Origin of the sequence: Embleya sp. NPDC005971, assembly GCF_040629175.1 — a bacterium.
In the GTDB taxonomy this organism is placed as follows: domain Bacteria; phylum Actinomycetota; class Actinomycetes; order Streptomycetales; family Streptomycetaceae; genus Embleya.
The window spans coordinates 1-25676 of record NZ_JBEXUX010000024.1 but is presented as its reverse complement, the minus strand read 5'-3'; the positions used below and the strand labels follow the sequence as shown (position 1 = coordinate 25676).

General features: G+C 69.7%; 27 protein-coding genes and 2 pseudogenes. 13 read left to right on the top strand and 16 right to left on the bottom strand.

Annotated elements, in window-relative coordinates; genetic code table 11:
- Window positions 1-19: 19 nt before the first annotated feature.
- Both ABZ374_RS21875 and ABZ374_RS21870 read left to right on the top strand, forming a co-directional pair.
- Window positions 20-952, top strand: coding sequence for a carboxylesterase family protein (locus ABZ374_RS21875; protein WP_360313496.1), 933 nt, complete (start codon window positions 20-22; stop codon window positions 950-952).
- 31 nt (window positions 953-983) lie between these two features.
- Window positions 984-2201 (top strand): ROK family transcriptional regulator, encoded by a 1218-nt coding sequence (locus tag ABZ374_RS21870; protein ID WP_360313494.1) that lies wholly within the window; start codon window positions 984-986, stop codon window positions 2199-2201.
- Between the two features lie 164 nt (window positions 2202-2365).
- On the opposite strand, the gene ABZ374_RS21865 is transcribed toward ABZ374_RS21870, so the two are convergent.
- The 4 genes from ABZ374_RS21865 to ABZ374_RS21850 are packed head-to-tail and all read right to left on the bottom strand — an operon-like array spanning window position 2366 to window position 6005.
- Window positions 2366-3049: a flavin reductase family protein gene (locus tag ABZ374_RS21865; protein ID WP_360313492.1), complete on the bottom strand. Its 684-nt coding sequence runs from the start codon at window positions 3047-3049 to the stop codon at window positions 2366-2368.
- A complete protein-coding gene (locus tag ABZ374_RS21860; RefSeq protein WP_360313490.1) occupies window positions 3046-3882 on the bottom strand; it encodes a carbon-nitrogen family hydrolase in 837 nt (278 codons plus the stop codon). The genes ABZ374_RS21865 and ABZ374_RS21860 overlap by 4 nt, the downstream gene beginning before the upstream one ends.
- On the bottom strand, window positions 3879-5048 hold the full coding sequence (locus tag ABZ374_RS21855) for an SDR family NAD(P)-dependent oxidoreductase (RefSeq protein ID WP_360313488.1): 1170 nt from the start codon (window positions 5046-5048) through the stop codon (window positions 3879-3881). Before ABZ374_RS21855 ends, ABZ374_RS21860 begins: the two co-directional genes overlap by 4 nt.
- Window positions 5049-5105: 57 nt before the next feature.
- Window positions 5106-6005 carry an endo alpha-1,4 polygalactosaminidase gene (locus ABZ374_RS21850; protein WP_360313486.1) on the bottom strand — a complete coding sequence of 300 codons (900 nt, stop codon included), beginning with the start codon at window positions 6003-6005 and terminating at the stop codon, window positions 5106-5108.
- A gap of 593 nt (window positions 6006-6598) precedes the next feature.
- Here ABZ374_RS21850 and ABZ374_RS21845 point away from each other — a divergent pair.
- The gene (locus ABZ374_RS21845) at window positions 6599-6985 is read left to right on the top strand and encodes a LysR substrate-binding domain-containing protein (RefSeq protein ID WP_360313484.1); all 387 of its coding nucleotides are present in this window, start codon (window positions 6599-6601) and stop codon (window positions 6983-6985) included.
- Window positions 6986-7043: 58 nt separating this feature from the next.
- Here the strand turns inward: ABZ374_RS21845 and ABZ374_RS21840 are convergent, their stop codons facing one another.
- Window positions 7044-7754 (bottom strand): hypothetical protein, encoded by a 711-nt coding sequence (locus tag ABZ374_RS21840; protein ID WP_360313482.1) that lies wholly within the window; start codon window positions 7752-7754, stop codon window positions 7044-7046.
- A 111-nt stretch (window positions 7755-7865) separates the two neighbouring features.
- Between ABZ374_RS21840 and ABZ374_RS21835 the strand changes: the two genes are divergently transcribed.
- The 3 genes and pseudogenes from ABZ374_RS21835 to ABZ374_RS21825 all read left to right on the top strand — a co-directional run.
- Window positions 7866-8462 carry a TetR/AcrR family transcriptional regulator gene (locus ABZ374_RS21835; RefSeq protein ID WP_360313480.1) on the top strand — a complete coding sequence of 199 codons (597 nt, stop codon included), beginning with the start codon at window positions 7866-7868 and terminating at the stop codon, window positions 8460-8462.
- A gap of 247 nt (window positions 8463-8709) precedes the next feature.
- Window positions 8710-8946, top strand: a complete 237-nt coding sequence (locus ABZ374_RS21830; protein ID WP_360313478.1) for a hypothetical protein — start codon at window positions 8710-8712, stop codon at window positions 8944-8946.
- Window positions 8947-9052: 106 nt separating this feature from the next.
- Window positions 9053-9271: pseudogene (locus ABZ374_RS21825) on the top strand (DEAD/DEAH box helicase family protein); the annotation flags it as partial.
- 20 nt (window positions 9272-9291) lie between these two features.
- On the opposite strand, the gene ABZ374_RS21820 reads toward ABZ374_RS21825, so the two are convergent.
- Window positions 9292-9447: a hypothetical protein gene (locus ABZ374_RS21820; RefSeq protein ID WP_360313674.1), complete on the bottom strand. Its 156-nt coding sequence runs from the start codon at window positions 9445-9447 to the stop codon at window positions 9292-9294.
- A 216-nt stretch (window positions 9448-9663) separates the two neighbouring features.
- Between ABZ374_RS21820 and ABZ374_RS21815 the strand changes: the two genes are divergently transcribed.
- Together ABZ374_RS21815 and ABZ374_RS21810 are read left to right on the top strand one after the other, a co-directional pair.
- The gene (locus ABZ374_RS21815; protein WP_360313476.1) at window positions 9664-10122 is read left to right on the top strand and encodes an NUDIX hydrolase; all 459 of its coding nucleotides are present in this window, start codon (window positions 9664-9666) and stop codon (window positions 10120-10122) included.
- 489 nt (window positions 10123-10611) lie between these two features.
- A pseudogene (locus ABZ374_RS21810) lies at window positions 10612-10835 on the top strand (transposase); the annotation flags it as partial.
- A gap of 404 nt (window positions 10836-11239) precedes the next feature.
- Here the strand turns inward: ABZ374_RS21810 and ABZ374_RS21805 are convergent.
- From ABZ374_RS21805 to ABZ374_RS21780, 6 genes are all read right to left on the bottom strand, one after another.
- Window positions 11240-12166 (bottom strand): PDR/VanB family oxidoreductase, encoded by a 927-nt coding sequence (locus tag ABZ374_RS21805; RefSeq protein ID WP_360313474.1) that lies wholly within the window; start codon window positions 12164-12166, stop codon window positions 11240-11242.
- A 431-nt stretch (window positions 12167-12597) separates the two neighbouring features.
- Entirely contained in the window at window positions 12598-13464 is an 867-nt protein-coding gene (locus tag ABZ374_RS21800; protein WP_360313472.1) for an alpha/beta hydrolase, read from the bottom strand.
- Window positions 13465-13514: 50 nt separating this feature from the next.
- A complete protein-coding gene (locus ABZ374_RS21795; protein WP_360313470.1) occupies window positions 13515-14390 on the bottom strand; it encodes a VOC family protein in 876 nt (291 codons plus the stop codon).
- 21 nt (window positions 14391-14411) lie between these two features.
- The gene (locus tag ABZ374_RS21790; protein WP_360313468.1) at window positions 14412-14948 is read right to left on the bottom strand and encodes an aromatic-ring-hydroxylating dioxygenase subunit beta; all 537 of its coding nucleotides are present in this window, start codon (window positions 14946-14948) and stop codon (window positions 14412-14414) included.
- Window positions 14941-16236, bottom strand: coding sequence for a Rieske 2Fe-2S domain-containing protein (locus tag ABZ374_RS21785; RefSeq protein WP_360313466.1), 1296 nt, complete (start codon window positions 16234-16236; stop codon window positions 14941-14943). Before ABZ374_RS21785 ends, ABZ374_RS21790 begins: the two co-directional genes overlap by 8 nt.
- Window positions 16237-16272: 36 nt before the next feature.
- Window positions 16273-16587 carry a hypothetical protein gene (locus tag ABZ374_RS21780; RefSeq protein WP_360313464.1) on the bottom strand — a complete coding sequence of 105 codons (315 nt, stop codon included), beginning with the start codon at window positions 16585-16587 and terminating at the stop codon, window positions 16273-16275.
- 303 nt (window positions 16588-16890) lie between these two features.
- On the opposite strand from ABZ374_RS21780, the gene ABZ374_RS21775 reads away from it, so the two are divergent.
- Together ABZ374_RS21775 and ABZ374_RS21770 are read left to right on the top strand one after the other, a co-directional pair.
- Complete coding sequence (locus ABZ374_RS21775) at window positions 16891-17754, top strand: helix-turn-helix transcriptional regulator (RefSeq protein WP_360313463.1); 864 nt, start codon at window positions 16891-16893, stop codon at window positions 17752-17754.
- 1346 nt (window positions 17755-19100) lie between these two features.
- Window positions 19101-19307 carry a hypothetical protein gene (locus ABZ374_RS21770; protein ID WP_360313461.1) on the top strand — a complete coding sequence of 69 codons (207 nt, stop codon included), beginning with the start codon at window positions 19101-19103 and terminating at the stop codon, window positions 19305-19307.
- A 130-nt stretch (window positions 19308-19437) separates the two neighbouring features.
- On the opposite strand, the gene dmpG is transcribed toward ABZ374_RS21770, so the two are convergent.
- From dmpG to ABZ374_RS21755, 3 genes are read right to left on the bottom strand one after another with little or no spacing between them, the layout of a single operon-like run.
- Entirely contained in the window at window positions 19438-20442 is a 1005-nt protein-coding gene (gene dmpG / locus ABZ374_RS21765) for a 4-hydroxy-2-oxovalerate aldolase (protein WP_360313459.1), read from the bottom strand.
- Window positions 20439-21440, bottom strand: a complete 1002-nt coding sequence (locus ABZ374_RS21760) for an acetaldehyde dehydrogenase (acetylating) (RefSeq protein WP_360313457.1) — start codon at window positions 21438-21440, stop codon at window positions 20439-20441. The genes dmpG and ABZ374_RS21760 overlap by 4 nt, the downstream gene beginning before the upstream one ends.
- Window positions 21437-22261, bottom strand: a complete 825-nt coding sequence (locus ABZ374_RS21755; RefSeq protein ID WP_360313455.1) for a fumarylacetoacetate hydrolase family protein — start codon at window positions 22259-22261, stop codon at window positions 21437-21439. Before ABZ374_RS21755 ends, ABZ374_RS21760 begins: the two co-directional genes overlap by 4 nt.
- A 69-nt stretch (window positions 22262-22330) precedes the next feature.
- Here ABZ374_RS21755 and ABZ374_RS21750 point away from each other — a divergent pair, with 69 nt between their 5' ends.
- On the top strand, window positions 22331-23092 hold the full coding sequence (locus tag ABZ374_RS21750) for an IclR family transcriptional regulator (RefSeq protein WP_360313453.1): 762 nt from the start codon (window positions 22331-22333) through the stop codon (window positions 23090-23092).
- 273 nt (window positions 23093-23365) lie between these two features.
- Window positions 23366-23776, top strand: a complete 411-nt coding sequence (locus tag ABZ374_RS21745; protein WP_360313451.1) for a Tn3 family transposase — start codon at window positions 23366-23368, stop codon at window positions 23774-23776.
- A 219-nt stretch (window positions 23777-23995) separates the two neighbouring features.
- Here ABZ374_RS21745 and ABZ374_RS21740 read toward each other — a convergent pair whose 3' ends face one another.
- Complete coding sequence (locus ABZ374_RS21740; protein WP_360313449.1) at window positions 23996-24964, bottom strand: NAD(P)-dependent oxidoreductase; 969 nt, start codon at window positions 24962-24964, stop codon at window positions 23996-23998.
- Window positions 24965-24978: 14 nt separating this feature from the next.
- Between ABZ374_RS21740 and ABZ374_RS21735 the strand changes: the two genes are divergently transcribed.
- Entirely contained in the window at window positions 24979-25536 is a 558-nt protein-coding gene (locus ABZ374_RS21735) for an ABATE domain-containing protein (RefSeq protein WP_360313447.1), read from the top strand.
- The last annotated feature ends 140 nt before the right edge of the window (window positions 25537-25676 follow it).

Here is a 25676-nt window from a genome sequence, read left to right as displayed (position 1 = left end):
GAGGCAACCGGAGGTTCCCGTGTACGAGATTGATTTCGAGACCTCGTCCGGAAGGATTCGGGGAACATCCGAAGGCGGGCCCATTACTTTTCCCGGGATTCCGTACGGGTCGGCGATCGGCGGCGACAACGGCCCGCGGCTCGACGTTCGCACCCCGTTTGCGACGTGCGCGGCCCGGCGTCCGGTCCTGGTCTGGTTTCGCGGCGCGACCGCCCGGCCGGCGGACTGCGCCGGGCCGACCCACCATCCGGGGTTCCCGCTTCCCGCCGACGACGTGGTCCTGGTCGCCGTCGACCGGCACGGCCGCGCGCTCCGGAACCTGCTCGGGGCGCTGGATTGGGTCCGGAAAGACATCGCCGGGTTCGGTGGGGATCCGACGAACGTGACGATCCTCGGCGGCGGGCGTAACGCCCTGCGGGTCACCGACCTGTTGGCGGCGCCGGACACCCGCGGCGCGTTCCACCGGGCGATCGTGCACGAGCGTCCCGCCTCGATCCCGCCGACCGCCTTCACAACGGACGTCCCCCTGCTGATCGGCGCGCGCACCGACGATGCCGGTGCGCGCGAGTGTTCCGGCCGCAGGGCGCGCAGCGCGACGCCGCCGGTCTTCCGCTACCGGTTCGACCTGCCCGCCACCGTGGGCGGCGTCGACGCACCATTCGCGCATGGCGACGGCGATCCGTCCCCAGGTGCGATCCTGCGATCGACGGACGGCGCGGCGCGCTCGCTGGCGCAGGCGTGGATCGAGTTCGCGCACACCGGCGATCCCAACCGCCCCGGCGCGTCGCCGTGGCCGCCGTATGACGTGGATCGGCGCACGACCATGGTGTTCGGCCGACACCGCGCCGGACCCGGCCCGAAGGCACCCGGCCATGCGTGGTCGGCGGCATCCGAGGCAACCGTCCCACCCGCGTCGGGCTCGGCTCCGCACGGACGGCTCTGCTTGGCTTGACGCACCGGGGCGGGCCCACAAACATGACCGCATGACGGCGCACCGAGGCGGCCCACAGGCGGCCATGCGGGCCGCGAACCTGCGGCGCCTCCTGGCTTGTCTGGAGCGTGGTCCGCTCTCCCAGGTCGAGTTGGCCCAGGCCGCCGGACTGTCCGAGGCGACGGTATCCAACCTGGTGCGGCTCCTCCTCGCGGAGCGGCGGGTGGTTCTGGCACCGGGCGTGCGCAACGGGCGGCGGACCAAGGTGGTTCGGCTCGGTGGTCACCGCTCGGCGTGGGTGCTCGGCCTGGATCTGGGCAGGTCCTCGATCCGGGTCGGCGTGATGTCGCCGACCGACGAGGTGTGGCAGATCGAGGGCCCCATCCCACCGTCGTGTCCGTATTCGGACGCGTTGGCCGTCGCCGGGCGGCTGTTCGAACGGCTGCTGGTGGAGCGCGAACTCACCCGAGCCGATCTGGTTTCGGCGGTCGTCTCCGTCCCCGGCCTGGTCCGCTCCGCACAGCACCGGGCGGCCCACGGGTTGATCTCGCAGGGATTCCATCAGTTCGCGGGCTGGGGCAGCGTCCCGCTGTCCCACGACCTGTCCGAGGTGCTGGACTTCCCGGTCCGGGTCGAGAACGACGCGAATCTCGCCGCGCTTGCCGAGCATCGCCTGGGGGCGGCCCGTGGCAGCGGCGACTTCATGTACGTACTGGCCGAGGCGGGTATCGGCGGCGCGCTGGTTCTGGACGGACGGGTGTACCGGGGGGCCACGGGCGTGGCCGGGGAGTTCGGCCACACGCTCGTCGATCCCGACGGCGTCGCGTGCTGGTGCGGATCGCACGGTTGCCTGGAGACCCTGGTCAACGAGGAGGCGTTGGTGGCTCGACTGCGTGCCGCGAACCCCGCGCCGACCGATCTGGCGGGCGTGGTGCGGGGCGCGCTGTCGGGGGAAGCCGCACACCGAGCGGCCGTACACGCCGCGGGGCGGGCGATCGGGACGGTCGTGGTCGGGGTCACCACGCCGCTGGATCTCGATCTGGTGGTCGGCGGCGGTCGGCTGGCCGGCGCGGGCAACCTCCTCCTGGACGGGGTACGGGCCCGGCTGACCGAGTTCGTGAACGTGATGCGCCCCTACACGATCGAGGTCGCCCGGTCCGGTCTCGGTCCCGACGGCCCGTTGCGCGGCGCGCTGTCGGTCGCCCGGGAGCGGCACGTTTCCGGCGCACTCGCCGGCCCGGACGACCTTGCGCCCGCCCGGCGCCGGTAGCGAACGACGACTCGTGGGCCGGGTTCGAACCGTGCCTTCGGCCTCTGTCGGGTCGTGCCGGAAGCCTCGGTGGCCGGCGAGAGATCGCCACCGAGGCTTCCGGTCACGCGCGGGATCGGGCTTTGGTCAGGGCCGCGCCGCAGCGCCCTGCGGGCGGTGCCCGCTCAGAAGTACCAGCCGACGGGTTCGTGGCCGCGGTCGACGATGTCGCTGAATCGGCCGCCGAGGAAGCCGAGGGGCTCCCCCGCTCGTTCGCACACGTCGAGCACCCGTGCGATCACCACGACGTGGTCGCCGGCCGTGAAGTGGCGCTCCACATCGCACTCCGGATGCGCGAACGCGTCGGGAATGACCGGCACCCGGTGCCGTCCGCTGACCACGTCCAAGCCGGCGAAGTGGTCCTCGCCCCGACGCGCGAAGCGCAGCGCGAGGTGTTCCTGGCGAGCGGACAGGATGTTTCGAGTTTGAACAGTTTCACCCGCTCCTCGGCCGGGGCGTTCGGGCTTCGGATCTAGCGGTCGATGTCGGCGCGCGTCTCGGGGTTGATCATGTCCGCGACGCTGGACGGGAGTTGGAGCACCCCACCACCGGGTCGGCGGGCCGGCGCAGGACCGAGAGCGGTCCTTCCTGGTAGAGCCGCCCGTCCACCAGGAGCGGGCGACGAGCGACTCCCAGTCGACCCCGGCCAGGTCGGGGCCGAGTTCGACGACGGCGGCGCCGACCGGCTTGGGGCAGGCGGCTTCATCCCCGGCGGTGTAGCCGGCGACGATCAGGCGGGGCTGGGATATCTCCAACTGCTCTCGCGTGCCCACGACTTCCAGTCGCAGGCTAAGCGTGCGGACGCTCACTTGGGCAGTTCCTCCGTGTCGGGTTCGATCCAACGGGCCGCGGCAGGGAACACGCCGGACGGACGACGGTCGGCCAACACCGGGAACTCGGCCCGGACCTCGTCCACGACCGCCGGGTCGACATCGCAGAACGTCACGCCCTCGTCGGTCCCGGCCTCGACGAGCACATCGCCCCATGGGCCGACCACGCGGCTGTGTCCGGCAAGTTCGACGCCGTCGGCCTGGACCCCGACCGCATTGCAGGCGATCAGCAGGATCTGCTCCTCGACGGCCCGGCAGGTGGTGAACAGTCGCCAGTGCTCGCGGCGGGCGGCGGGCCACGCGGCGGGGACGACGACCGATTGCGCGCCGAGGTCCACCAGGTCGCGCCACATCTCCGGGAACCGCAGGTCGTAACAGGTGGTCGCGCCGAAGCGGCCGAACTCGGTGTCCACGACGTCCAGCCGCTCACCCGGCGTCAGCAACTCCGCCTCCCGCGAGGCGTATCCGAAGACGTGGATCTTGCGGTAGGTATGGCGAATCACGCCGTCCGGGGAGAGCAGGATCGCCGTGTTGAACAGTCGTCCCTCCCGGTCGCGTTCGACGATGCTGCCGAGGTGCACGTGGGCGTTCAACGCGCGGGCCCAGGCGCGGCCGGCGCTCACGGTGGCACCGCTCAACGATTCGGCCCGGTCGGCGTAGGCGTCGAACGCGAAGTAGCCGGCGGCCCACAACTCGGGCAGCACGACCAGATCGGCGCCGCGCGCGTCGGCCACCATGCGCCCCACCCGTGCCCTGCGCGCATCGGGCGCCTCGTCCGCCCCACTGGCCACCTGGACCAGGGCGATCCTCACGACTGCCCCACCACGGACGGGGCGCCGGCGACGCCGGACCAGTGCGCGGGCGCGGGCAGGTGCAGCGCGACCAGCGTGCTGGACAGGTGGGTCGCCAGCGACTCCCCCACCCGGTCGGCGTCGCCGGTGCGCAGCGCGGCCACGATGGCGGCGTGCTCGGTCAGGACCGTACGGGTCCGCGTCGCCTCGTTCGCCACGGCACACAGGCCCATCCGCACCTGCCGCTCGCGCAACGACTCGTAGAAGTCGGCGAGCACCGGGTTCCCGCCCTGCCGCACGATCGCGCGATGAAACGCGCGGTCGCAATCGATGAAGCCGACCGGATCGTCGATCAGGGCCTCCTGCTCGCCCAGCAAGCGATCGAGTTCGTCGAAGAACTCCGGCGCGGCCGAAACCACCCTGCGCACGCACCAGTCCTCGATCAACTCGCGCGCCTCCATCACCGCCCGCACGTCGGCGTCCGAGACGGGCGGTACGAACGCACCCTTCTTCGGCATGATCTGCACGAAGCCCTCGGCCTCCAACCGCAGCAACGCTTCGCGCACCGGCGTCCGCGAGGTGCCCGCGGCGAGCGCCACCTCGGATTCGGTCAGGAACGTCCCGCCATCTCGCGGCAACTCCGAGATGTGCCGTTTCAACCAGCGGTACGTCACGTCCTGCGCGGTGCCGCCCTGGCTGTCCTGCTCGCGTACGCTACTCATGAACAACATGTATACAAGCTGACGACCAGACGTACAAGAACAGCATGCAAACACGTCCACCGGCACGCCGGGGTGGGCGAACTCGTCGCGGGCTGCCGGCAGGGCATGCGCCTGACCGGCGGCGGGGGCGAGGTCGCGGGCTGCCGCGGGCTTGGCCGTGTTGTCGGCCAGGTCGCGGCGCAGGAGGGTCAGTCGGTTGCGGAGCAGGGCCTGTTCACGGTCGACCACGCCCAGTTCGGCCGCCACCGCGTCGAGACACCATCGGGCGTGGTGGAGGTCGGTGACGTCCGGTCTCCGTACTGCCACTTCGACGCCCCGGTCGGCGGCCTCGGCGCGCAGACGGTCGGCCTTGGCGGTGTCCCGCATCGTCGGCACGACGCGGATGCCCTCGGCGGCCAGGCCGATTGCGGTGTGCAGGCCGATGCCGCTGGATGTCCCCGTCACGAGTGCGGCTTCGTTGCCCATCGTGGACTCGTGTCCGACTTGGCTTCGTCTCGGGTCGTTTCGTTGGCGGTGATGGGTTCAGCAGGTTCGGCGTGCGTACTTGCCGTTCGGCGGGGCGCTGACGTCGTGGTCGCGGCGGATGATCGAGATGCGGGAGGCGAAGGACTTGCAGGCGGAGGCGAATCCGGCGTCGTCGTACTCGACGTCGACGACCCGGTTGCCGTACGCCGAGGCGTACTGGTCGCACTCGTCGGTCGCGCCGCACTGCTCGGCGACGGCGAAGTCGAATCCGATCGCCTGGTGCCGGTCGAGCAGTTCGGTGGCGTTCTTCTGGCCGATGGCCAAGCCGTCGCGGTGGGCACGTTGGGCCAACAGGGAGGCGAAGGCGATATTGTCCGCCGGTTTGAGCAGCCCGCCGGAACGGCCGTAGGAATCGAGGTTGTCGGGTTCGACCGCCTGGAACCCCTTGGCCGCGCAGCCGTCGATCCAGGGGTATTCGACCTGGGCGAGTCTGTCCCGCTTGGCGTCGGTGGACACGTCCAGCAGGGGCTCGTGCCAGTCCTTGTCGAGGACCAGGGCGCCGGAGGAGTCGCGGAGCAGCAGGTCGGGGTGGTTGCTCTGCCACCAGGCGGTGCTGCCGGGCTGGGCCTGGAAGGCGTTGATGTAACAGATGTTGTACAGGCCGGCCGCCGGGTCCGCGCCGCTGTCGCGTGAGACGATGCGCACGCCCGCGGCCGGTTGGTAGGCGCCGCCGATTTGGTAGTCCCATTGCGCGCCGATCGGCGGGAGGACCGGTTCGGCACCGCCGGCCGGAGGTTGTGCGGTCGGTGCGGCGGTGCCGGGGGTGGTGGGGGTGGGGCCCTGGGCAGTCGGGGTGTTGTCCTCGTCCTCGTCCGAGCCCGATGAGGAGCATGCCGCCGTCAGGAGGAGGGTCGTCAGGGCAAGAGCCACGATCCGGGTGGCTGCGGTTGTGCGCATGGGAGTTCCAGCGTGTCTGTGGGTACGTCCCCGCCTCGGACACCGATGGGTCCTGGCGACTGGGTCCGGGCTTGCGGCCGCGCCGTCCTACCGGATGGGTGTACCTCTGGCGTCGGGGTGCAACGCGCTTTTACGCTACACCAATCGAATTGCCGGCCGGCCGGTTGCGGCGCGAGCGGTGCTCAGCGGCCGTCGAACAGGGCGACGGTGTCCGTGCCGGCGAAGCCGGGTGTTTCCGCTTCCGCGACCATGAGGGCGGCGATTCCGGCGCGTGGCGCCATCGGCGGGATCCTTCGAGGCTTGAACTCCGCGGCGCGTACGAGTCGCGGGCGCTCACGACGACGTCGGCACTCTCGACGGCGGTGGCGACACTGCCGGCGTCGGTCGCGTCGGCCCGGACCACTCGCAGGTTCGCGGCGGCGGGCGTCTCGATCTGTTCGGGCCGGCGGGGGCCAGGCCATGACGTCGTGCCCGCGTTCCAACGCGTGTGCGAGGACAAGGCGGCCGGTCTGTCCGGTGGAGCCGAGTACTGCGATCTTCATGTTGACCTCCGGTGGTGCCGGGAGGGGGAACAGGGTTGCGCGGCACGGTGGTTGGCGGTCCCAGGCGGCGGCTCGGTACGGTTCGGCGAGGACGGCGACGGCGACGGCCTGGGCGTGCGGGGCGGGAGCGGAGGCCAGGAAGCCGCCGCCCCCGCCAACGCCACGGCGCTACAGTTCGTCCGCCGGCCGGCCCTCGTCGCGGCCGTTCCGCGAATCGTCGGCGGTCCCGCGCTGGACGACCCGGGTCTGCGCGGCCTGCCCCTGCCGCCGCCGCTGACCACGCCCGCCGTCTCGATCCATCTCGCGTGGCACCAGCGCTACGACAACGACCCGGCCCACGCCTGGCTGCGCGCAGAGGTCCGCAGCGGCCCGCACCATGCCTGCAACCCGGACGACGACGCCGCGTCGGGACCGGCGGGTGGCCCGATCCCGGACTGAACGAGGCCGGCCGCCCCCGGTGGCCCCGCCGGCCGAAGTCACCTACGCCGTCCGCCGGTTACCGGGTCGCCGCCGTTGCCGCGTTTCGGATCCAACTGCGGAATTCGATCGCCAGGTGTTCGCAATGCCCCTCGATCATCGAGTCCGGAGCCGCAGACGGGTAGACCACGCGGACCACCACGTCCGCGCCGTCGGCGGTGTCCCTTGCCTGATGCAGGCAGTACGCGAAGGGGGTGCCGTCGTCCAGGCTCAACAGCGCGTTCATCAGCGTCACCGGGAAGGACCCGTCGAGGAACGCGGCGACCGACGGGGGCAGCTCGCCGGCCACCGACACCTTGAACCGGGTGAGGTGACCACCGATCGTCTCCACCATGCCGCCCGTGTAGTTCGGCGGCTCGACGTAGTGCTCGGGATGGGCGTCGAGGAGCAACGTCTTGTCCCGGAAGCGCCCGGTGCCGGCCTGTGACCGGAACCAGTCGGCCAGGTCGGTGCCACCGAGGCCGCGCACGGTGAACTCGGTGCGCGACTCGCGGAAGGTGCCGCCCGAAGCCTCGACGAGCCCCTTGTGAAAGCGATCCCCGGCGGCTATCTCCTCGGCGAGGAGATCCATCATCACCCGGCCGCCGGCCACGGTCTTGAGCTTCCTCAGGGCGCGGCGTGCGGCCTCGAGCTCCCACCGGTCCACGGCGGACTCGTCGAAGGTGCGGCCCATGGTGTGCACGTCGACCGTCACCTTGTCGGGCGACTGTGCGGGGGTATTGGTGCGCATCGTGTTGCCTCTCATGATTCGGCGGACCGCGGCGGTCGCGTCGAAGCAACCGGCATACGGGGTGTGTCGACCCGTGTGGCGCAGCCTTGGCCACGAGCCAAAGATGCACTCATGCATCTTGCAAGCGAGGAGCCCGGACCCAAGCGCCGTCGACACGGCGCCGAACTGAAGACCGCGGTGCTGGACGCCGCGTGGGACGAACTGAGGGAACACGGGTATGCCGCGCTCACGTTCGCCGCAGTCGCGCAACGCGCCGGCACCAGCCGGCCGGTCGTCAACCGCCACTGGGCCGCTCGGGAAACGCTCGTTCGGGACGCGATCATCCGCGCGAGCGACCGGTTCTCACTCGTCGACCCCGACACCGGGTCCCTCGGCGAGGACACCATCGCACTCCTCGAACAACTCAACGGCGCCTTCACCGTGTTCGCCGTGACGATGACCGCGCACTTGGCCGCCTATTTCGAAGAGACCGGGACCACCCCCGCCGAGCTGCGCACCTCTGTGATCGACCAGAGGTGGTCGGTGATCGAGTCCGTGACCCGGCGAGCCATCGAACGGGGTGAGATCGACGGTTCGAAACTGACCCCACGCATCGCGCGGTTGCCCTACGACCTGCTCAGACACGAAGTGCTGATGAACCTGGAACCGATGTCGTCCCCCGACATCCGAGAGATCGTCGAAACCATCTTCATCCCACTGATCACCTGACCCACCCGCCACCCATGGCTACCGCGAGAGTTGCAGAACCAACGAGGCACTACCGCGAGGGTTTCGGCAGGGAATCGAACCAGTGACGGACGACGTCGTCCCGGTCCACTCATACCGTGTTCGTAGGCGCCGCCCACCGGCTGGTGCCATCGGCTCGTAGCAACGTGCCGGAACGTCACCGTGGTCACGAGAGGGGAACATTTTCATGCGCATGCGACGTGCACTGGTAGCAGCGGCCCTGGGGGGCGTGCTCGCTCTCGGAGGCGCGGCCACCACCGCCCAGGCAGCCGCGCCGGCACCGGTATCGAAGGTCTCGGCCGGCAAAACCAACGTCGAATTGAAGGCCGGTTGGCACTTCTACCGCGCCTACTGGACCAAGGCGGCATGTCTGGTAGAGGGCGACGCTCTCGGCGGCGTCACCAAGTGCCAATACCAGCGGGGCAACGACGGCAAGATGAAGTGGTTCCTGTACCGCTGGTACTAGAGAAGCCATGGGAAGGCCGCCGCAGAGCCCCGATCACGCCCGACCCGAAGACCGCACCCCCGGAGCGTGAGACCGCCCCCCCGACCACCCGCCCCGACCGCGCCCGATGTCCGAACGGCCTGATCGCCACGCGGAGACCCTGAGGCGCCGTCCCACCCGCCTCACTCGCACCGGCGTCGCCGCGCTGCGCCCCCACCAACGCGACGCGCTCGCCGCGATCGTCCGCGAACTGGAGAACCCGGACGGCGACGCGCCCGGCGCCACGCCCCACGGCGGGCGCCGGGCCACCGCGGTGATGGCCTGCGGGACCGGAAAGACGCGGGTGGCGACCGGGGCGGCCGTGGTTCAAGGCGGCATGGAGCGAGCCGTAGGGCCCGCCGCGGCGCTGTCCCGCACAACGATCCAACGGTCGAAGTCCTCGCGCGGCTGGTTGGGATCAACGGGCTTGAGCCGGATGTGTGCGCGCCGATCGATCCACCAGATCTCGAACTCGCCGGACATGGATCTGTCACGCTCCACTGAGGGAGAGCGCTCCCAGGACCCGCACAGCGTCGGGACAAGCGGGCCGGCGCGTCACCGTGACCATGATCGAGATCAGGTGACCCGCCTTCGACCGCGCCCGACTGGAGACCCGGCATTCGAATGAACTCCGACCGCAAGCGCGGGACGCCGAGTGTCGCGGGCCACCGAAGCGATCGAATAATTACCGTTCCGGTCATGGGTGATTCGAGGACGGTGACGGCATCAGGGGCGCTGATTCGGGACGACGCGGATCGCGTTCTGCTGGTGCGCCCGACGTACAAACCGGGTTGGGAGATTCCGGGGGGCGCAGCCGAGAATGGGGAATCACCCCTTGAGGCGTGTCTCCGGGAACTCCGCGAGGAATTGGCCTTGGCGCCACCGGTGCCCCTGCGCCTACTCGTAGCGGACTGGGTGCCGGCCGGCGACCGTCCCGGCGGAATGCGGTGGATCTTCGATGCCGGAGTGCTGACGCCCGAACTGATCGGCGCGCTACGCCTTCCCCCCGCCGAGTTGAGCGGCTACGAGTTCGTGTCGGCGGACCAGGTGCCGGACTATATGCCACCACGACGGGCGCGCAGGGTGGAGACGGCTCTGAACGCGCTCAAGCGGGGGTGCCCGGTGTATCTGGAAGCGGGCGAGGAACCGGGGCTCTAGGGTCGTCGCGCGCGTCAGGGGAACCACGCGTTCGCGGAGGTCGGCGCACAGGCCGATGTGGCGATAGGGCGCGGTGGCGTCCGGGAGATCGCTCAGGCGCTGCCGGACGCGGAAGGAGTGCAGGCCGGCCGCGGCGTCGACGGCGGCATGGCCGGTCGCGCAAACCGCCGCAGCTCGTCCCGGAAATCGGGGATGGGCGAGCGAGTACCGGCCGAGCATCCGGGCCACGGGCGGCAATTTGGTCCGTGCCGGCGTCGCGCGATTCGCGGTGGCGGCATACGGGCGGCCACCGTCGTCATCGGACTCGGGCTCCTCGCGCAGATCGGCGCGGTGGGCGCCGGCTGAGCGGGAACGGGCCAGGTCTCGGGAGTTGACGGTGTGGGGCTTTGGGTGGGTGTCGCGGGCGACGGTGCGGCGCATGCGTGGTCGGGATCGGTGGCATGCTCTGACGTCGGCTGATCCGCTGCCGGCGTTGAGACGCTCGCGTAACTGTCCCGTTTCCGAAGCAAGTTCCAGGCTGCCTGACCCGGCGCGGCGACGCGTTGTTCGAACTCGCGAATGCGGTGTTGTGCGTGGACGGGCCGGTCAGGACGCTGGTCGGACTCTCCCTTGCATCCGAGTACCGGCGCGGACACGGAGCGTTGTACGACGCCGTGAACCACGGCCGGATCGACGTAGTACGCCTGCGGAAAGCGCTCGCGCGCCTGCCGCTGACCGGGTCGCGGACGGCCGGATCGTCCTCGGTCGACGTCGGCCCGTGGCTGCGGCCCAACGAATCGGTGGACACGGACGCCGCGCTCGAGTGGGCCCTGTCCGACGGGCGCCCCGGCTTGGGCAAACGCGCCGCCGCCACCCGCCCCGCCGCCGCGCAGGAGCCGGAGGAGCCGGCCGGGTCCGCCGAGTCGGAGCTGCCGGCGGCGGGCCCTGCGTCGCCGGGCGGGGGTGCGGGGATCCGGGGCCGACGGAACGGTTCGGGCCCTCGTTCCAGTTCTTGGCTCAGGCTCGGATTTCGGCTTCGAGGGCCCTTGGACGTTCCTGTATGCGCGGCGGCGGATCATCTGGTCGGTGCGGCGATTCGATCGTTGTCGACTCAGCCTTCCTACCGGCTGATTCGAAATCAGATGTCGAGGACGATCCGTTTGGTGCAGGCGCGCGAGACGCAGATCATGATGTACTCGCCGCTTTCTTTCTCCTCTTCCGTGAGAACGTGATCGCGGTGATCGGGCTTGCCCTCCACCACGAGCGTCTCGCAAGCCCCGCATATCCCTTCGGAGCAGGAGCTCAGCGTGTTCACGCCGGCGTCGTCGAGTGCCTTGAGGATGCTCCCGTCGGCGGGCACGGTCACCGTGATACCGCTGCGCTTGGCCAGGACCTCGAACGGTACGTCGCCGGCCACGGGCACGGCGGGCGGAGCCGAGAAGCGTTCCAGGTGGAGCGCGCCCTGCGGCCAGGAGGAGGCTCGCTCCTCGACGGCGTCGAGGAGCGAGCCCGGGCCACAGGTGTAGATCGCGGTGTCTTGGCAGGGGTCACCGAGTGCCGTGTCGAGGTCCATCGGCCCGGCCTCGTCGGCGGGATGCACGTGCACCCGCGAGGAGTCGAGCTCGTCGAGGAACGCCATCGAGGCCCGGCTGCGGCCGCCGTACGTGAGCTTCCAGTCCAGTCCTCGGTACTCCGCGTCCCGAATCATCGGTATCAGCGGGGTGATGCCGATGCCGCCGGCCACGAAGCGGATGCGCGAAGGCGGGTCGAACGGGAAGTGGTTGCGAGGACCCGCCACGTCGATCAGTGCGCCGACGCGCAACCGGTCGTGGATGAACCGGGAACCGCCTCGGCCATCGGCCTCCCGCAGGACGCCGATGCGGTAGGACTTCCGGTCGTCCGGGTCACCGCACAGCGAATACTGCCGGACCGAGCCGTCGCCGACCGTCAGGTCGATGTGTGCCCCCGGTTGCCATCCGGGCAGGTCCTGCCCGATGGGATCCACCAGGATGAGGGAGACGACCCCCGCGGCCTCCCATCGGATCTGTCTCACCAACAACTGCATGATTCTTTCCTCCATTTCCCTGCTCAGAAGGTCACACCGATGGGATCGAGCCGCCGTCGACACGCAATGCGGTGCCGGTGATACAGCCCGCGCGAACTTGCCGATAAGGCAACCGCCGCGGCGTACTCGGGGGGATCTCCGCAGCGGCCCGGCGGGATGGAGACGATCCTCGCCCGGGCGGCAGCGTCTGCGGAGATGCCCTCACGCTCCGCGCGGGAAGCATCCCGCCGGGGGATACGGGGAGTGTCGATCCGGCCCGGCACCACGACGTCGGCGGTGACGCCGTGGGGAGCCGCTTCCCGCGCGCGAGCCTTGTTCCATCCGATCAGGGTCGACCGGAGCGCGTTCGGGAGCCTGCGGTCGAGGGCCGCGTAACTACGCCGCCGGACAGGTCCCGCGGTGTCGCCACAGAGGTGGTCGGATGCGGTGGTTCAGGCGAGGAGGAACTCGGTGACGACCGAGTCGTGTTCCTCGGGCTTCTCCCACTGCGGCCAGTGGCCGGCGTCCGCGATGCAGGCGTACTGCGCGTCGGGGATGAGCGAGGCGAGCTTGCGGCCGAACTCCGGACCGGTGCCGGGGTTGTGGTCGCTCCAGAGCACCAGGGTCGACTGTCGGATCCGGCCGAGCATCTGCGGGGTGATGCGGTGTGGAGAGTCGGACCGGAAGCTGTTCTGCATGACGTTCGTAAGGCCCTCGCGGGTTTCGGGGCGCTGGTAGAAGAACTGCCGCAGCGTGACGAGTTCCTCGGTGACGCGGTCCGGCTCGGCCATCAGCCACTCGAGCCGTTTGCGGACCGTCTCGCGGGTCGGGTTGCCGATCGCGGCGAGCGAGCGCGCCCGAAGGGCGTCGCCGGCCGCGAGCCGCTCCGGCGTGACGCGCCCATCCTCGACCTCGGCGCCGGCGGTCGTGTTGAGGATGATCTTTCCGACGCGGTCGGGGTAGTGCAGTGCCGCCCACATGCTCACCCAGCCACCCAAGGACTCGCCTTCGAGGTGGGCGGTGTCGGCACCGATCGAGTCCATCAGGTCGATGAGCTGTTCGGCGTAGGTCGGCACCATCTCGGTGGTGAACGGTCGGCCCGAGGAGAAGCCGTGCCACAGCAGGTCGATGGCGATGACGTGGAAATGCTTGCTCAACCGCATGATGTTGCGGCTGTATGCCTCGGCGTGGCCGCCGTTCCCGTGCATGAGGATGAGCGGCTCCCCCTCGCCGGCCTCGATGACACGGGTCTTGAACTCCTTGCCTCGGTACCCGATCGAGGCACCGACCAGGTCGTTCCACATGCTGTTCACGGACATCGGTCCGCCTCTCTTGCTGCGAGAACTCGACGATCGACCCGTCGAGTCGGTCAGTAACGCTGGTGTCCCCACACCTTGTCGCCGGTGTGGTTGGTGGAAATGTGCGTCGCGGGGTCGATCAGCAGACCGCCTGCGCCGTACTCGAGCCTGAAGCCGGACGGCGTCTCGAGGTAGGAAGAGATCATCCGGTCGTTGACGTGCCGACCGAGTCCGACCACCGGCTTGGCACCCGAGGCGTATACGCGATCCAGCGCTCGGCCGACCATGTCGATGTGCGTCGGCTCGAGCATCAGGTGGCTGACCGAGGGCGCCGCAGGGTCACCCTGGATCAGGGCGAGGCTGTGATGGCGCTCGTTGACGTGCAGAAAGTTGATCAGCCGCGGGGGCGCGATCAGGTAGTCACTGAGCCCGAATCCGAGGACGTCGCGGTAGAACTCGTTGCAGGCATCGAACTCGACGGTGCGGAGCACGATGTGCCCCACCCCGAGCGTGCCGGCGACGAACTCCACTCCCGCGGGTGAGTGGAACGGATCCGGATCGGCGCTCGGGCCCCAGTAGAACTCCACCCGGTTGCCGTCCGGATCGTGGCTGCTGTAAAGCTCCGCGACCCCACGGTGTCGAGCCACCTGCGGCGTCTCCTCGACCACGTCGAAGCCGTGCGTCGTGAGATGGTCGACCAGCGCCGCGAGTGCGTCATGTGACGCGGTCTCCCAGCCGAGGTACGCGAGTCCCTCCTCGGCGCCTGCCGCGACGGCGATCCGCCACGAGCGCTCGTCCATGCGAAGGCGCAGTTCCGTCTCGGCCGCGTCGGCCGTGGATACGTCTTGGAGTCCGAGAATGCCTGTGCCGAATGTTCGCCAGTCCTCGAGTCGGGCGCTGGTGAATCCGACGTAACCGAGCGCGCGAATATATCGGTCCTGTTTCATGACGGGTCCCCTATCCAACGATCAGACGATGTCGGTCATGTCATAGGGCTGCACGTCGGCGTCGAGAACCACCGCGTGGCGGAGGATCTCGAAGCCCTCGCCCTTCCCGGCCAGGAGGTCGTCGTACGTGCCGGCGGCGTGGACCCGGGAGTGTCCGTCGAGGCCGGTGCGAACCAACACCACACTCGCCTTCACGTTGAGAGTGCCGTCGCTCTCGACGAAGACGCGCAGGTTGCCGATCAGATGGACTCGGGGCTTCCGCTGCATGCGCCAGTACCCGGACACGTAGGCCGCACGGACCTGAAGCGCGACGATCCCGCGCTCCTTCGTCAGGTACAGGCCCGTGTCGGTGTTCTCCCGATCCGTCACGGAGTACTCGGCGTTCTTGTGGAAAAGCCCCAGCCAGTCGCGGTAACGGTCCTCGTCCAGGCACGCCGCCCAATCGGCGTAGAAGGCACGCACCCGTTCCAGCAGGGCCGGGTCGTATGTGCGAGTGCCACTGGTCGGCGCCGTCGGCGGCTGCAGCACCTCATGCTCGAATACTTGCTGCTCACTCATGGACGAACCCCTTTTCCAACACGATGGGCTCTTCGTTGATGTAGGAATTCCAGAGCTTGTGGAAGCACCGCAGCGAGTACTCGTCGAACTTGTCGCCGACCTTGCCCGGCTTGAGACCGCGGCCCATGTGGGAGGTCTCGAGGCTGGTGCCCTGCAGTCCGCTCTGAGCGCGTACCGCCGCCTCGAGGTCGTCGGCGGTGATCTTGCCCCAGGAGCCCTGGGAATCGGCGCCGGTCTCCAGGCGGCGCCGGCGCTCCGCCGCCGACTCGCCGACCTTGCCCAGGACGATGAGTTCCACGACCGTGCTGTCCAGACCGAGGGGAGTCGCAACCTCCAGGAAGATGCTGCTGCCGTCGGCGTCGTACTGCAGGTCGAAGTTCGGGAAGACCGCGAAGATCGTGTTGCCGTGACGGACGTCCCGCTCCCACGCCGCGAGTCGGGCTTCCTGTTCCTGGGCGGTATGGCCGCGACTGGCGGAGTCCTCGACCGTCAGCGTGAGGTTCTCACCCAGTTCGGCGGACAGGCCGGCGGCGTACTTCTCGATGTTGAAGCCGCCGTACGCCGGGAACGTCAGCATCGAGTGGCCGCTGGCCAGCTCGTAATTCTTGCCGGGTTGCATGCCGCCGCGGCCGTCGGCAATCATGCGGTGCAGGAACTGCGGGTGATAGTTGTCCCGGAAGTTGTCGGTCCACAGCTTCCAATTGCCCGGGTAGTCCCATCGGGCACGACCGATGACCTCGGTGCCGTCCATGAATTCCCGGAGGTACCGCGCCGCCTCGCCCAGATAATCCTCGAAGTTCTCGACGGCCGGGTCGATGGCGGCGAAAACGAGTCCGGCGAACTCCGCGACCTTGACCGGTGTCAAGCCGTACTCGGATTTGTCGAGGCCCTCACCATAGGCCCGCGGGAACGGCACCCCGACGAGGTCGCCTTTGTCGCTGAAAGTCCAGGCGTGATACATGCACTTCACCGAACCCGGGCACGTGCCCTTGGCGCCGAGGAGTACCTCGACGCCGCGGTGGGTGCATGCGTTGTGGAAACCGCGAATGACCCCGTCGGTGCCGCGCCACACCGCAACCGGTTCTCCGGCGATCCTGGCCGTCCGGTAGCTGCCCGCCTCGGGGAGCTCGGAGGTATGGCAAATGAGCTGCCAGGTACGCCGGAAGATCTTGACCCGCTCCTCCTCGTAGAGGCCGGGATCGGTGTAGTTCCTCCGGGGCACGAGCATGGGCGAGGTGCGCGTGTGCTCGTCGACGGGTGGCGTCGGATGTTCTGCCTGCGCGGTCATGGGTTTGTCTCCCTTCGAGACAGTCGCATCGGGCTGTCACACATGTCCGAACCTCGCCGGGGCATCCGCGAGCGACGGTCCGGCCTCGAGCTCGAATGCGAGGTGGTTCGGCCGAGAACGAACTGCGGAGCGTGCGTCGAGCAGTTCGAGATCGTGGTGGGTGTTGCCGTTCTTGTAAGAGAACCCGCGTTCGCCTTGGCGATGGTGCACGCCCGCACCCGCGATATCGCGATTGAAAGCGCTGACGTTCACGAGATTCACCCGGAGCAGGTCGACGTGTCCGAGCCGCCGCGCACGAAAATGCGACGAACGGTCCAGGCTGTGCCCGAGGGTTTCTGCGATTGATGTCATGTGTGCTCACTTCAAGATCTCGCTCGGCGAAGACGGTGCTGTTTCCTTGCGCCGAGGATCCGGGACGGATTCGATCGTTCTGTGGTCGCGTAGACCGCGGTCGGTGCCCGGATCTCGTGTGCAGACAGATCTCGTCAGTTCAGGCGCCGAGGCGGTTGTGGTGCCGCACCGGAATCACCGGAAACTGGGTGGCTTTAGTGTGGCGGGAATTGCCCGCCGCGTGGCAGAGCCGGTCGATACGCGGTCCAAGTAACGCGTACTGGCAGTACGTGTTCGGCCATCGCGGGCGTACAGTTTCGGACCATGGCAGCCGAAGACAGTGACCTGGGAGGTTTCCTCCGCTCCCGCCGTGCACGCGTGAACCCGACAAGCTTCAACGGTGCGACCGGCATCGGGCGGCGAGTACCCGGGCTCCGACGGGAAGAGGTGGCCGCGCTCGCCGGCATCAGCGTCGAGTACTACGCCCGCCTGGAACGCGGTCAGAAAGTGCGTGTCTCCGAGGCCGTCCTGGGCGCCATCGCGCGCGCCCTCGGCCTCAACGATCTCGAGGCCACGCACCTCCACGACCTCGCGCACTCCGTGGAGAAGATTCCGACGGCCGCCAGGGCACAGGATCACCACGGCGATGCCGTACGCCCGGCACTACAGGTGATCACCGATGCGCTCGGTCCGCTGCCGGCGTGGATCACCAACTACCGCATGGACTTCCTTGCCGGGAACCGCGAGGCCCGCGCGGTCTACGCGCCCCTGTTCACCAACCCCGAAGACAAGGGCAACCGGGCACGCTTCATCTTCCTCAACCCGGTCAGCCGAGCCTTCGAGTGCCGATGGGAGCGTGTCGCCGACGAGACAGTGGGAGCGCTCCGGTGGTACGCCACACGTCATCCCGACGATCTCGAACTCTCCAAGCTCATCCTCGATCTCAACTTGCGCAGCCCGGAGTTCAGGTCCCGCTGGGACGATCACAACATCGTCCACCATCGCTCGGGAGACGTGCATGTGAACCATCCGGCCATCGGTGACCTCAAGCTCCCCTACGAGCGCCTCGACGTCACACACGACCCGGGCTTGAGCCTGTTCATCCACGTGGTGGAAGCCGGTTCGACCCTCGCGCGAAGGCTCGCCGCCTTGGTTGCCGACGGCTTCCCGGCATCCCCGGGAGTGTAGGTCGCGGACAGGCACGGCATCGGGTCCTCACCTCGATGCACGGGACGTCTTCGCGCGGATCACTCTCTCGGCGTCGCGACATCGAGTCGGGCCGACGCGCGACGCCCCCGCCGAGGCCGCATTTCACACGGAGGATTCGACACCGCCTCGCTCGAATCCGCCGCCCGGCACGCCCTGCACCAGGGAAAGTTGATCATCGTCGCGAGCGGAAACGCCGGACGGGGAAGGGTGCGGATCGGACGGTTGGCGCGGAACTGGCGGCGGCGCGACTTGGGTTCGATCGTGGGTTGCTCCGCATCGGGGGTCTCCCGGTTGGAGTCGGGCGCGCGTTCGGACGTGGACGTGGCGGTGTTGCGCGGGTCGGCCGGCGCCGTGGACATGCCGGCGGGGTGCCGGGTGCGGTACTGGGAGTGAGCGCGCCGATACCGGTTGGGGTGGCCCGGACCGCCGTGCGGCGGGACGAGGAGGGCGATCGGATGCGCCGACGCTGCCCGCCGACCGCCTCACTCGCGGCCGTCCCCGCGACCGTGCTCGGCGGGGTCGATCAGGCGCTCGCGTCCATCGCCGTCCGCTCTTCCCCACGACCGGGAGCGGATGTTCTCGTCGGGTTGGCGCAGGCTCGCGGGCTGTACGACAGATCACGCCCGACTGGGCGTGGCCCTGCCGGAGTTGGTCGCGGCCGGGCAGGCCCACGCCGACAGCGCGGCCGACCCGGACGCGTTCGCCCGTCCGGCCGCGTGCCACGACCTCGCCACCGAGACCCTCTCCAAGATCGGCCGGTACCAGCGGGCGCGGACCGTCGCCGATCGGGCGACCGTGTACGCCCACCACAGCGGATCGCCGCCGACGGCCGCCTCGTCGGCACGGTTGCTCGGAGTGTTGCGTCACCAGGGACAGGAGGCCACGGCGCATCACGCCACGCCGGACACGGCCACGCGCGGGGAGACCACCGGGTTGACCACACCGCAACAGGCCGCCGCCTACGCGCAGATGCGGTGCACCGCCGCCTATACGTGTGCCGGGGTCGGGGACCGGGCGAACGCCCTGGAGCTGATGGCCGACGCATCCCACACCCCGGCGCGACGTCGGCCCCGGGCGGGCGCCCTCGCACACGCCGCGGTCCCGTCCCGGCGCGGCCACGCCGTCGCCCGGGCCCGGCGGCCGGGCAGCCCAGCGGGGCACACCGACACACGGCGTCGCATCCGCGGGGACGACAGGCACGGCCGTGGCCCGCCGCCCCCACGAAGCACAAGGAGTCCCCGTGATGGAAACCCTGAGTGTCGTACATGCCGGAATGACCACACCGGGCGAGAAGACATCCCTCCCCGCAGCGGACCGACCCGACGATGACCACCCACCGCGCGGACATCGAACGGGACGCGCTGCGGGCGCTGGACACCAACACCGAGCCGTACCTGGCGATCATCACCCACGTCGTCGGCCGATCCATCCCGGTCGGGTGGTGTCGGCGCGCCCGACGCGGCCTCGCCCGCGAACACCGCGTCCAGCCGCTCGCGGTGACGCGGGCGATCCCGTCACGCAGGTTCTTGTAGTCCTGCACGGTGGTCACGGTGTCACCGCGCGATGTCCCGGAAGTCCCCGGTAACGTCCGTCCGTCGGCGCGTGTACCTTGCGAACACCGTTGCGCACCTTCGGTTTCGCGCTCCGGGGCCGTGCGGGCCGTCAGGCGGACAGGGTCAGGGCGATGTCGACGATCATGTCCTCCTGGCCGCCCACCAAACCTCGCCGGCCGCACTCCATGAGGAGGTCGCGCACGTCCACGCCGTAGCGCGCGGAGGCGGCTTCGGCATGGCGCAGGAAGGACGAGTAGACGCCCGCGTAGCCCAGGGTGAGGGTTTCGCGATCGACCCGGACCGGGCGGTCCTGGAGCGGACGGACCAGGTCGTCGGCCGCGTCCTGGAGGGCGAACAGGTCACAGCCGTGGGCGAAGCCGGACAGGTCGGCGACCGCGATGAACGCCTCCAGCGGGCAGTTTCCGGCGCCCGCACCGTGCCCGGCCAGCGAGGCGTCCACGCGGAAGCAGCCGTTCTCCACCGCGACCACCGAATTTGCCACCGAGAGCGAGAGGTTCTCGTGGGCGTGGATCCCGATCTCGGTCTCCGGCCGCAGCACGTCCCGATACGCCCGCACCCGGGCGGCGACGTCGTTCATGGTGAGCCGGCCGCCGGAGTCGGTGACGTAGACGCAGTGCGCGCCGTACGACTCCATCAGCCGGGCCTGTTCGGCAAGTGCCTCCGGCGGGGCCATGTGCGAGAGCATCAGGAATCCGGAGACGTCCATGCCGAGTTCGCGCGCCGCGGCGATGTGCTGCGCGGAGATGTCGGCCTCGGTGCAGTGCGTGGCGACGCGGACCGAGCGGACCCCCAGGTCGTAGGCGCGTCGCAGGTCGTGGATGGTGCCGACGCCGGGCAGCAGCAGGGTGGTCAGTCGGGCGCGCTCCAGCACGGAGGCGGCGGCTTCGATCCAGGCCCAGTCGCTGTGTGAGCCGGGGCCGTAGTTGAGCGAGCCGCCGGCGAGGCCGTCGCCGTGCGCCACTTCGATGGCGTCCACACCGGCCCGGTCGAGGGCGGCGACGATTCGCGCGACGTCCGCGGGGGTGATCCGGTGCCGGACGGCGTGCATGCCGTCCCGCAGGGTGACGTCCTGGACGAGGATCGGGGTGCTCACGAGGCGGCCTCCACGTGCCGGCGGGTGGTGCCGCGGCCGTTGTCGGCGTCCGGGCCGCGGGCCGCGTCGCGGGCCGCCATCCGTTCGCCGACGCGGAGCGCGGCCGAGGTCATGATGTCGAGGTTTCCGGCGTAGGCGGGCAGGTAGTGGGCGGCGCCCTCGACCTCCAGGAATACCGAGACCTGGTGGGTGGGGCGGTCCGTGCCAAAAGCCAGCAGGGTCTCCACCGGTAGGTCGGCGGGGACGGGGGTCACCTGGACCTCCTGCTTGAGCCGGTAGCCGGGCACGTACTCGGCGACGGCGGCGACCATCGTGGCCACCGACTCCCGGATCTCCTCCACCGTGTCGGGGCCGGGCGCGTGGACCAGCGCCAGAACGGTGTCGCGCATGATCAGCGGGGGCTCGGCGGGGTTGAGGACGATGATCGCCTTGCCGCGCCGGGCGCCGCCGACCTCGACGATCGCGGCCGAGGTGGTCTCGGTGAACTCGTCGATGTTGGCGCGCGTGCCCGGTCCGGCGGACTTCGAGGCGATGGAGGCCACGATCTCGGCGTAGGCGACCGGGGCCACTGCGCCGATCGCCGCGACCACCGGAATGGTGGCCTGGCCGCCGCAGGTGACCATGTTGACGTTGTCGGCGTCGAGATGCTGTTCGAGGTTGACCGCAGGGACGACGTACGGTCCCAGCGCCGCGGGCGTGAGGTCGATCAGCCGCTTGCCGTACGGCCGCAGCCGGGCCGCGTTGTGGACGTGCGCCTTGGCCGAGGTGGCGTCGAAGACGATCCCGATCTCGTCGAATCCGGGCATCGCGATCAGCCCCTCGACCCCGTCGTGGGTGGTCGGTACGCCGAGCCGGCGGGCGCGGGCCAGGCCGTCGGAGTCGGCGTCGATGCCGACCATCGCACCCATCTCCAGGTGTTCGGCGGTGCGCAGCACCTTGATCATCAAATCGGTGCCGATGTTGCCCGATCCGATGACGGCGACCTTGGTCCTGGTCATGAACCCTCCTCGTCGAAGTCCGGGCCGAAGTCGATCGCGACCGCGCCGAGCCCGGTGATGTCGGCGCGGACGTTGTCCCCGGGCGCCACGGGGTGCATCGGCCCCAGCGCTCCGGAGAGCACGAGTTGCCCGGCGCGCAGCGGATCGCCGAGGTCGCGGGCCTGCCGGGCCAGCCAGGCCACCGCCTCGATCGGGTCGCCCAGGCAGGCGGCGCCGGTGCCGGCGGAGACCACCTCTCCCCCGGCCGTCATGGTCATCCGCACCTCGCGCGGCACGAGTTCGTCGAGGCTCTTGCGGACCGCGCCCAGGACGTACGCGCCCGACGAGGCGTTGTCGGCCACGGTGTCGGCGAAGCGGATGTCCCAGTCGCGCACCCGGCTGCCGCAGATCTCCAGGGCCGCGACCGCGTAGTCGATGGCATCACGCACCTGGTCGAGGTCGAGCGGCCCGTCGGCGAGATCGGCGCCCAGTACGAACGCCACCTCCGCCTCGACCCGGGGTTGCAGCACCGTGCGGTACGGGATCACCTGGCCGTCGGCGTGGCCCATGTCGTCGAAGAGCACTCCGAAGTCGGGCCGGTCGACGCCCAGTTGCCGCTGGACGGCGGTGGAGGTGAGGCCGATCTTGCGGCCGACGACCCGGGCGCCGCGGGCCAGCCGGTCGGCGACGACGCGACGCTGGACGCCGTACGCCGCGGCCAGGTCGCCCGGACCGATCAGGTCGCGGACCGGGGCGCAGGGAATGCCGGTCTCGGCGGCCTCGAGCAGCCGTTCGGCGGCGACTCGCACCGCGTCTTCGTCGTAGGGGGAAGTACTGGTCATGGCGGCATCGTCGCGGCCGCCGAGAGGCCACCACAATCGAAGCGTCTCGCTCAGCGATACACTGGGCGGATGCCCGCCGCCCCCGACCGCAACAGCGTCCTGAGCAAGGCGACCGCCATCCTGGAGGCGTTCACCGTCCACGACCGCGCCGTCCCGCTCGCGGAGTTGGTGCGCCGTACGGGCCTGCACAAGGCCACCGTGCACCGGCTCACCGGGGAGTTGGTGGCGCTGCGACTGCTGGACCGGCTGCCGGGGGGCTATCGGCTCAGCGGCGCCTTGTTCGAGCTCGGCATGCGGGCATCGGTCGAACGCGGATTGCTCGAATTGGCCATGCCGTTCCTCCAGGACCTGTACGAACGCACCCACGAGATCGTCCACCTCGGCGTGCGCGAGGGCACCGACGTCGTGTACATCGCCAAGATCGGCGGACATCGCCAGGCGCGCAGCCCCTCCCGGGTCGGCGGCCGGATGCCGATGCACTGCACCGCGATCGGCAAGGCGCTGCTCGCGTACGGCGACGACGACCTGCGGCGCACCGTGCTCGCCGGGCCGCCGGAGCGGCGCACCCCGCACACCGTGGTCGCGCCGGGGCTGCTGCGCCGGCAGTTGCACGCCGTGCTGGAAAACGGCGTCGCGTTCGAGTACGAGGAGTCCGCAGTCGGCCTGGTGTGCGTGGCCGCGCCCGTCCTGGGCCCGGACGACGAACCCATCGCGGCGATCAGCGTGGCCGGGCCCAGCCCCCGCTTCCGCCCCGAGACCCACATTGCCGCGCTGCGCGCTGCGGCAACCGCCTTGGGCGGCGTCCTCGCGCGCCGGGGCGCGCTGTCCTGACCCGTACCTGCCCGCAATCCGCCCGGGACGGCGGACCGTACGGAATTCGGACGGTCCGCCCCGGGCGGATGGGACGCGCTCGGGGACCCTTGGGCCCGGCTGGTGTTCAGACGTTCCGGACGAAGCCCGCGACGCGCCGGTCGAATTGGGACACCAGCGGCGGGGTGGTGGCGATCGTGCGCCGGTATGGCGAGCCGTGGATCAAGGTCTCGCCCGGCCGAAGCAGGAGGAGCCCGAGTACGTGGCCGCGATCAAATCCGAGATCGAGCGGCGTTGGGGAACGATCGATCAACCCGGGAGAACCTGCCGCGTGCCGTACTGCGCCGCTGGCTGCTGGTGCTGTTCGGGCTGGGGAAGAACATGGGCATCGAACGGGTGGCGGTGACCGGCAGGCACGGCGAGTCGGAGTCGACGCTGCGGCGGGTGCGGCACGTGTTCGTCAACCGGGCGAACCTGTGCGCGGGGTTGGTGAGGCTGGTGAACGCCACGTTCGCCGTCCGGAACGAGTCGTGGTGGGGCACCGGGGCCGCGGGGGTGTCCGACCGCCGCAGGTTCGGGTCCTGGTCCTCGAACCTGATGACCCGGTGGCACCAGCTGTACTACGGCCCCGGGGTGCTCATCCACTGGCACGTCGAGCGCAAGTCGGTGTGCGTGTACTCGCAGCTCGGCACGGTCACGCCGTGACGGTGACCGGGTATCACCACGCTCATCGGCAGCGGAATCAAAAGGGCCGTCGATCAACTGATTGCTGCCGCTCCGATCCCGGCCCGGGGACCCCACCCCCGCTGCGTTGCCAATCGACCGTCGATTTCGGACTGGACGGCAATGAGCGCAACAAGGCGGAGCGCCGCCGGCTCCTTGGGCCAGGGGCGCCGTTCTTCGATGGAGACCACGGGGTCTCGCCTATCGACGCTGCTGCTGCGCGATGGAGGCCCAGTCGTCCTCGCCGTGTCCGGCGGCGATGGCTTGCTCGAAGACCCCACGCAGCAGCTCACCCGTGGGCAGCGGGACGTCGTGTTCCTGCGCCGCAGCAAGGGCGAGGTGGAGGTCCTTGCGACCGAGGACGGTCGTGAACCCGGCCGGCCGGTAGCGGCGCTCGGCGATCAGCGCGCCATAGGAGGAGTACACCGGACCCGGGAACAGCGTCGAGGTCAGCAGCTCCACGAGGTGCCCGGAATCCACCCCGGTGCTCTCGGCGAGACTGATCGCCTCACCGAGGGATTGGATCGAACAGGCAATGAGGTAGTTGCCGAGGATCTTGACGAGGTTGGCCTGTTCCGGCTGGTCACCGAGGCGCCAGGTGCGGGAGCCGATCACGTTGAAGAACGGCTGCACCCGGTCGATCAGGGCGGGGGCGCCCGCGGCGAGAACATTGAGGGCCCCGGCTTCGGCGACGGGCACCCTGCCGAAAACCGGGGCCGCGACATAGCCGACACCGTGCTCGGCATGGATTTCGGCGGCACGACGGGCCAAGCGCGTACTCACCGTTGCCAGGTTGACGTGAACAGTGCCGGCCGGAGTGTCGGCGAGGACGCCGGGGTCGAGAAGGGTCTGGGCAACGGCCTGGTCGTTCGAGAGAACCGAGAAGACCACCGGTGCCTGGAGCGCATCGGAGACGGAAGCTGCTCGTCGGGCACCGGCGGCGACCAGCTCGTCCGCGGGCCCGTCGGAGCGGTTCCATACGGTGACCTCGTGGCCGGCCCGCAAGAGGTTGCGTGCGATGGGACGTCCCATCGCACCGAGGCCGATGACGGCGACGTCGCTCATGCGAATCTCCCCTTCGTTGAACCGCCTGAGACGGTTCAGATTCTGGCATGGGGATACGATCGTGTCGAACCGGCTGAGACGGTTCACTGGAGTGTTGATGGTCACGATGGAGGTCCGACATGAGCAAGGAAGCGCGGCGAGCCTTCCGGCTGGACAACGAGGTCCTGGCGTTCCGCTTCACCGCGACGGTCAGCGATCGCGCGAGCGACACTCCCGTGGAACGACTGCACGACCCCGCCCGGTTGGGGCTGTGGCTGGACGTCAACGGACTTGGCACAGGCAGCGAACTCACCTCGGCCGAACTGAGCCGGGCCCTTGAACTCCGTGAGACCATCTACCGAATCGGCGCCGCAACCGCACAGCGAACCAGCCCTGACGCCTCCGACATCGACACGATCAACGCCTCGGCCGCCGCTGGACACGCCACCATCGCCCTTGAAGGTGGCAACGCCCACTGGCGCCTGACCGAGACGGCTCTCGTCGCCGATGCCCTGGGCGTCTTGGCCAATGATGCGATCCAGGCCATCGGAGGCCCCCATCGCAGCCACATCAAGACCTGCGAGGGCTCCGGGTGTGCCGGCCTCTTCCTCGACACCAGCCGTGGAGCGAACCGCCGCTGGTGCTCCATGAACACCTGCGGCAACAAAGTCAAGAAGTCCCGCCTCGCCGCACGCTAAAGGTTGTCCCACAAGTGATCTTCGAGTTGCGGATGCGGTCGGCATCTGCGCGAACTCGTCGGCTATCCGGCGAGAGCGAGGTTGTGCAAGCGGGCGATGCCGAGCATGGCGTGGTGGACGCCGTCGCCTTTGAGACGGCA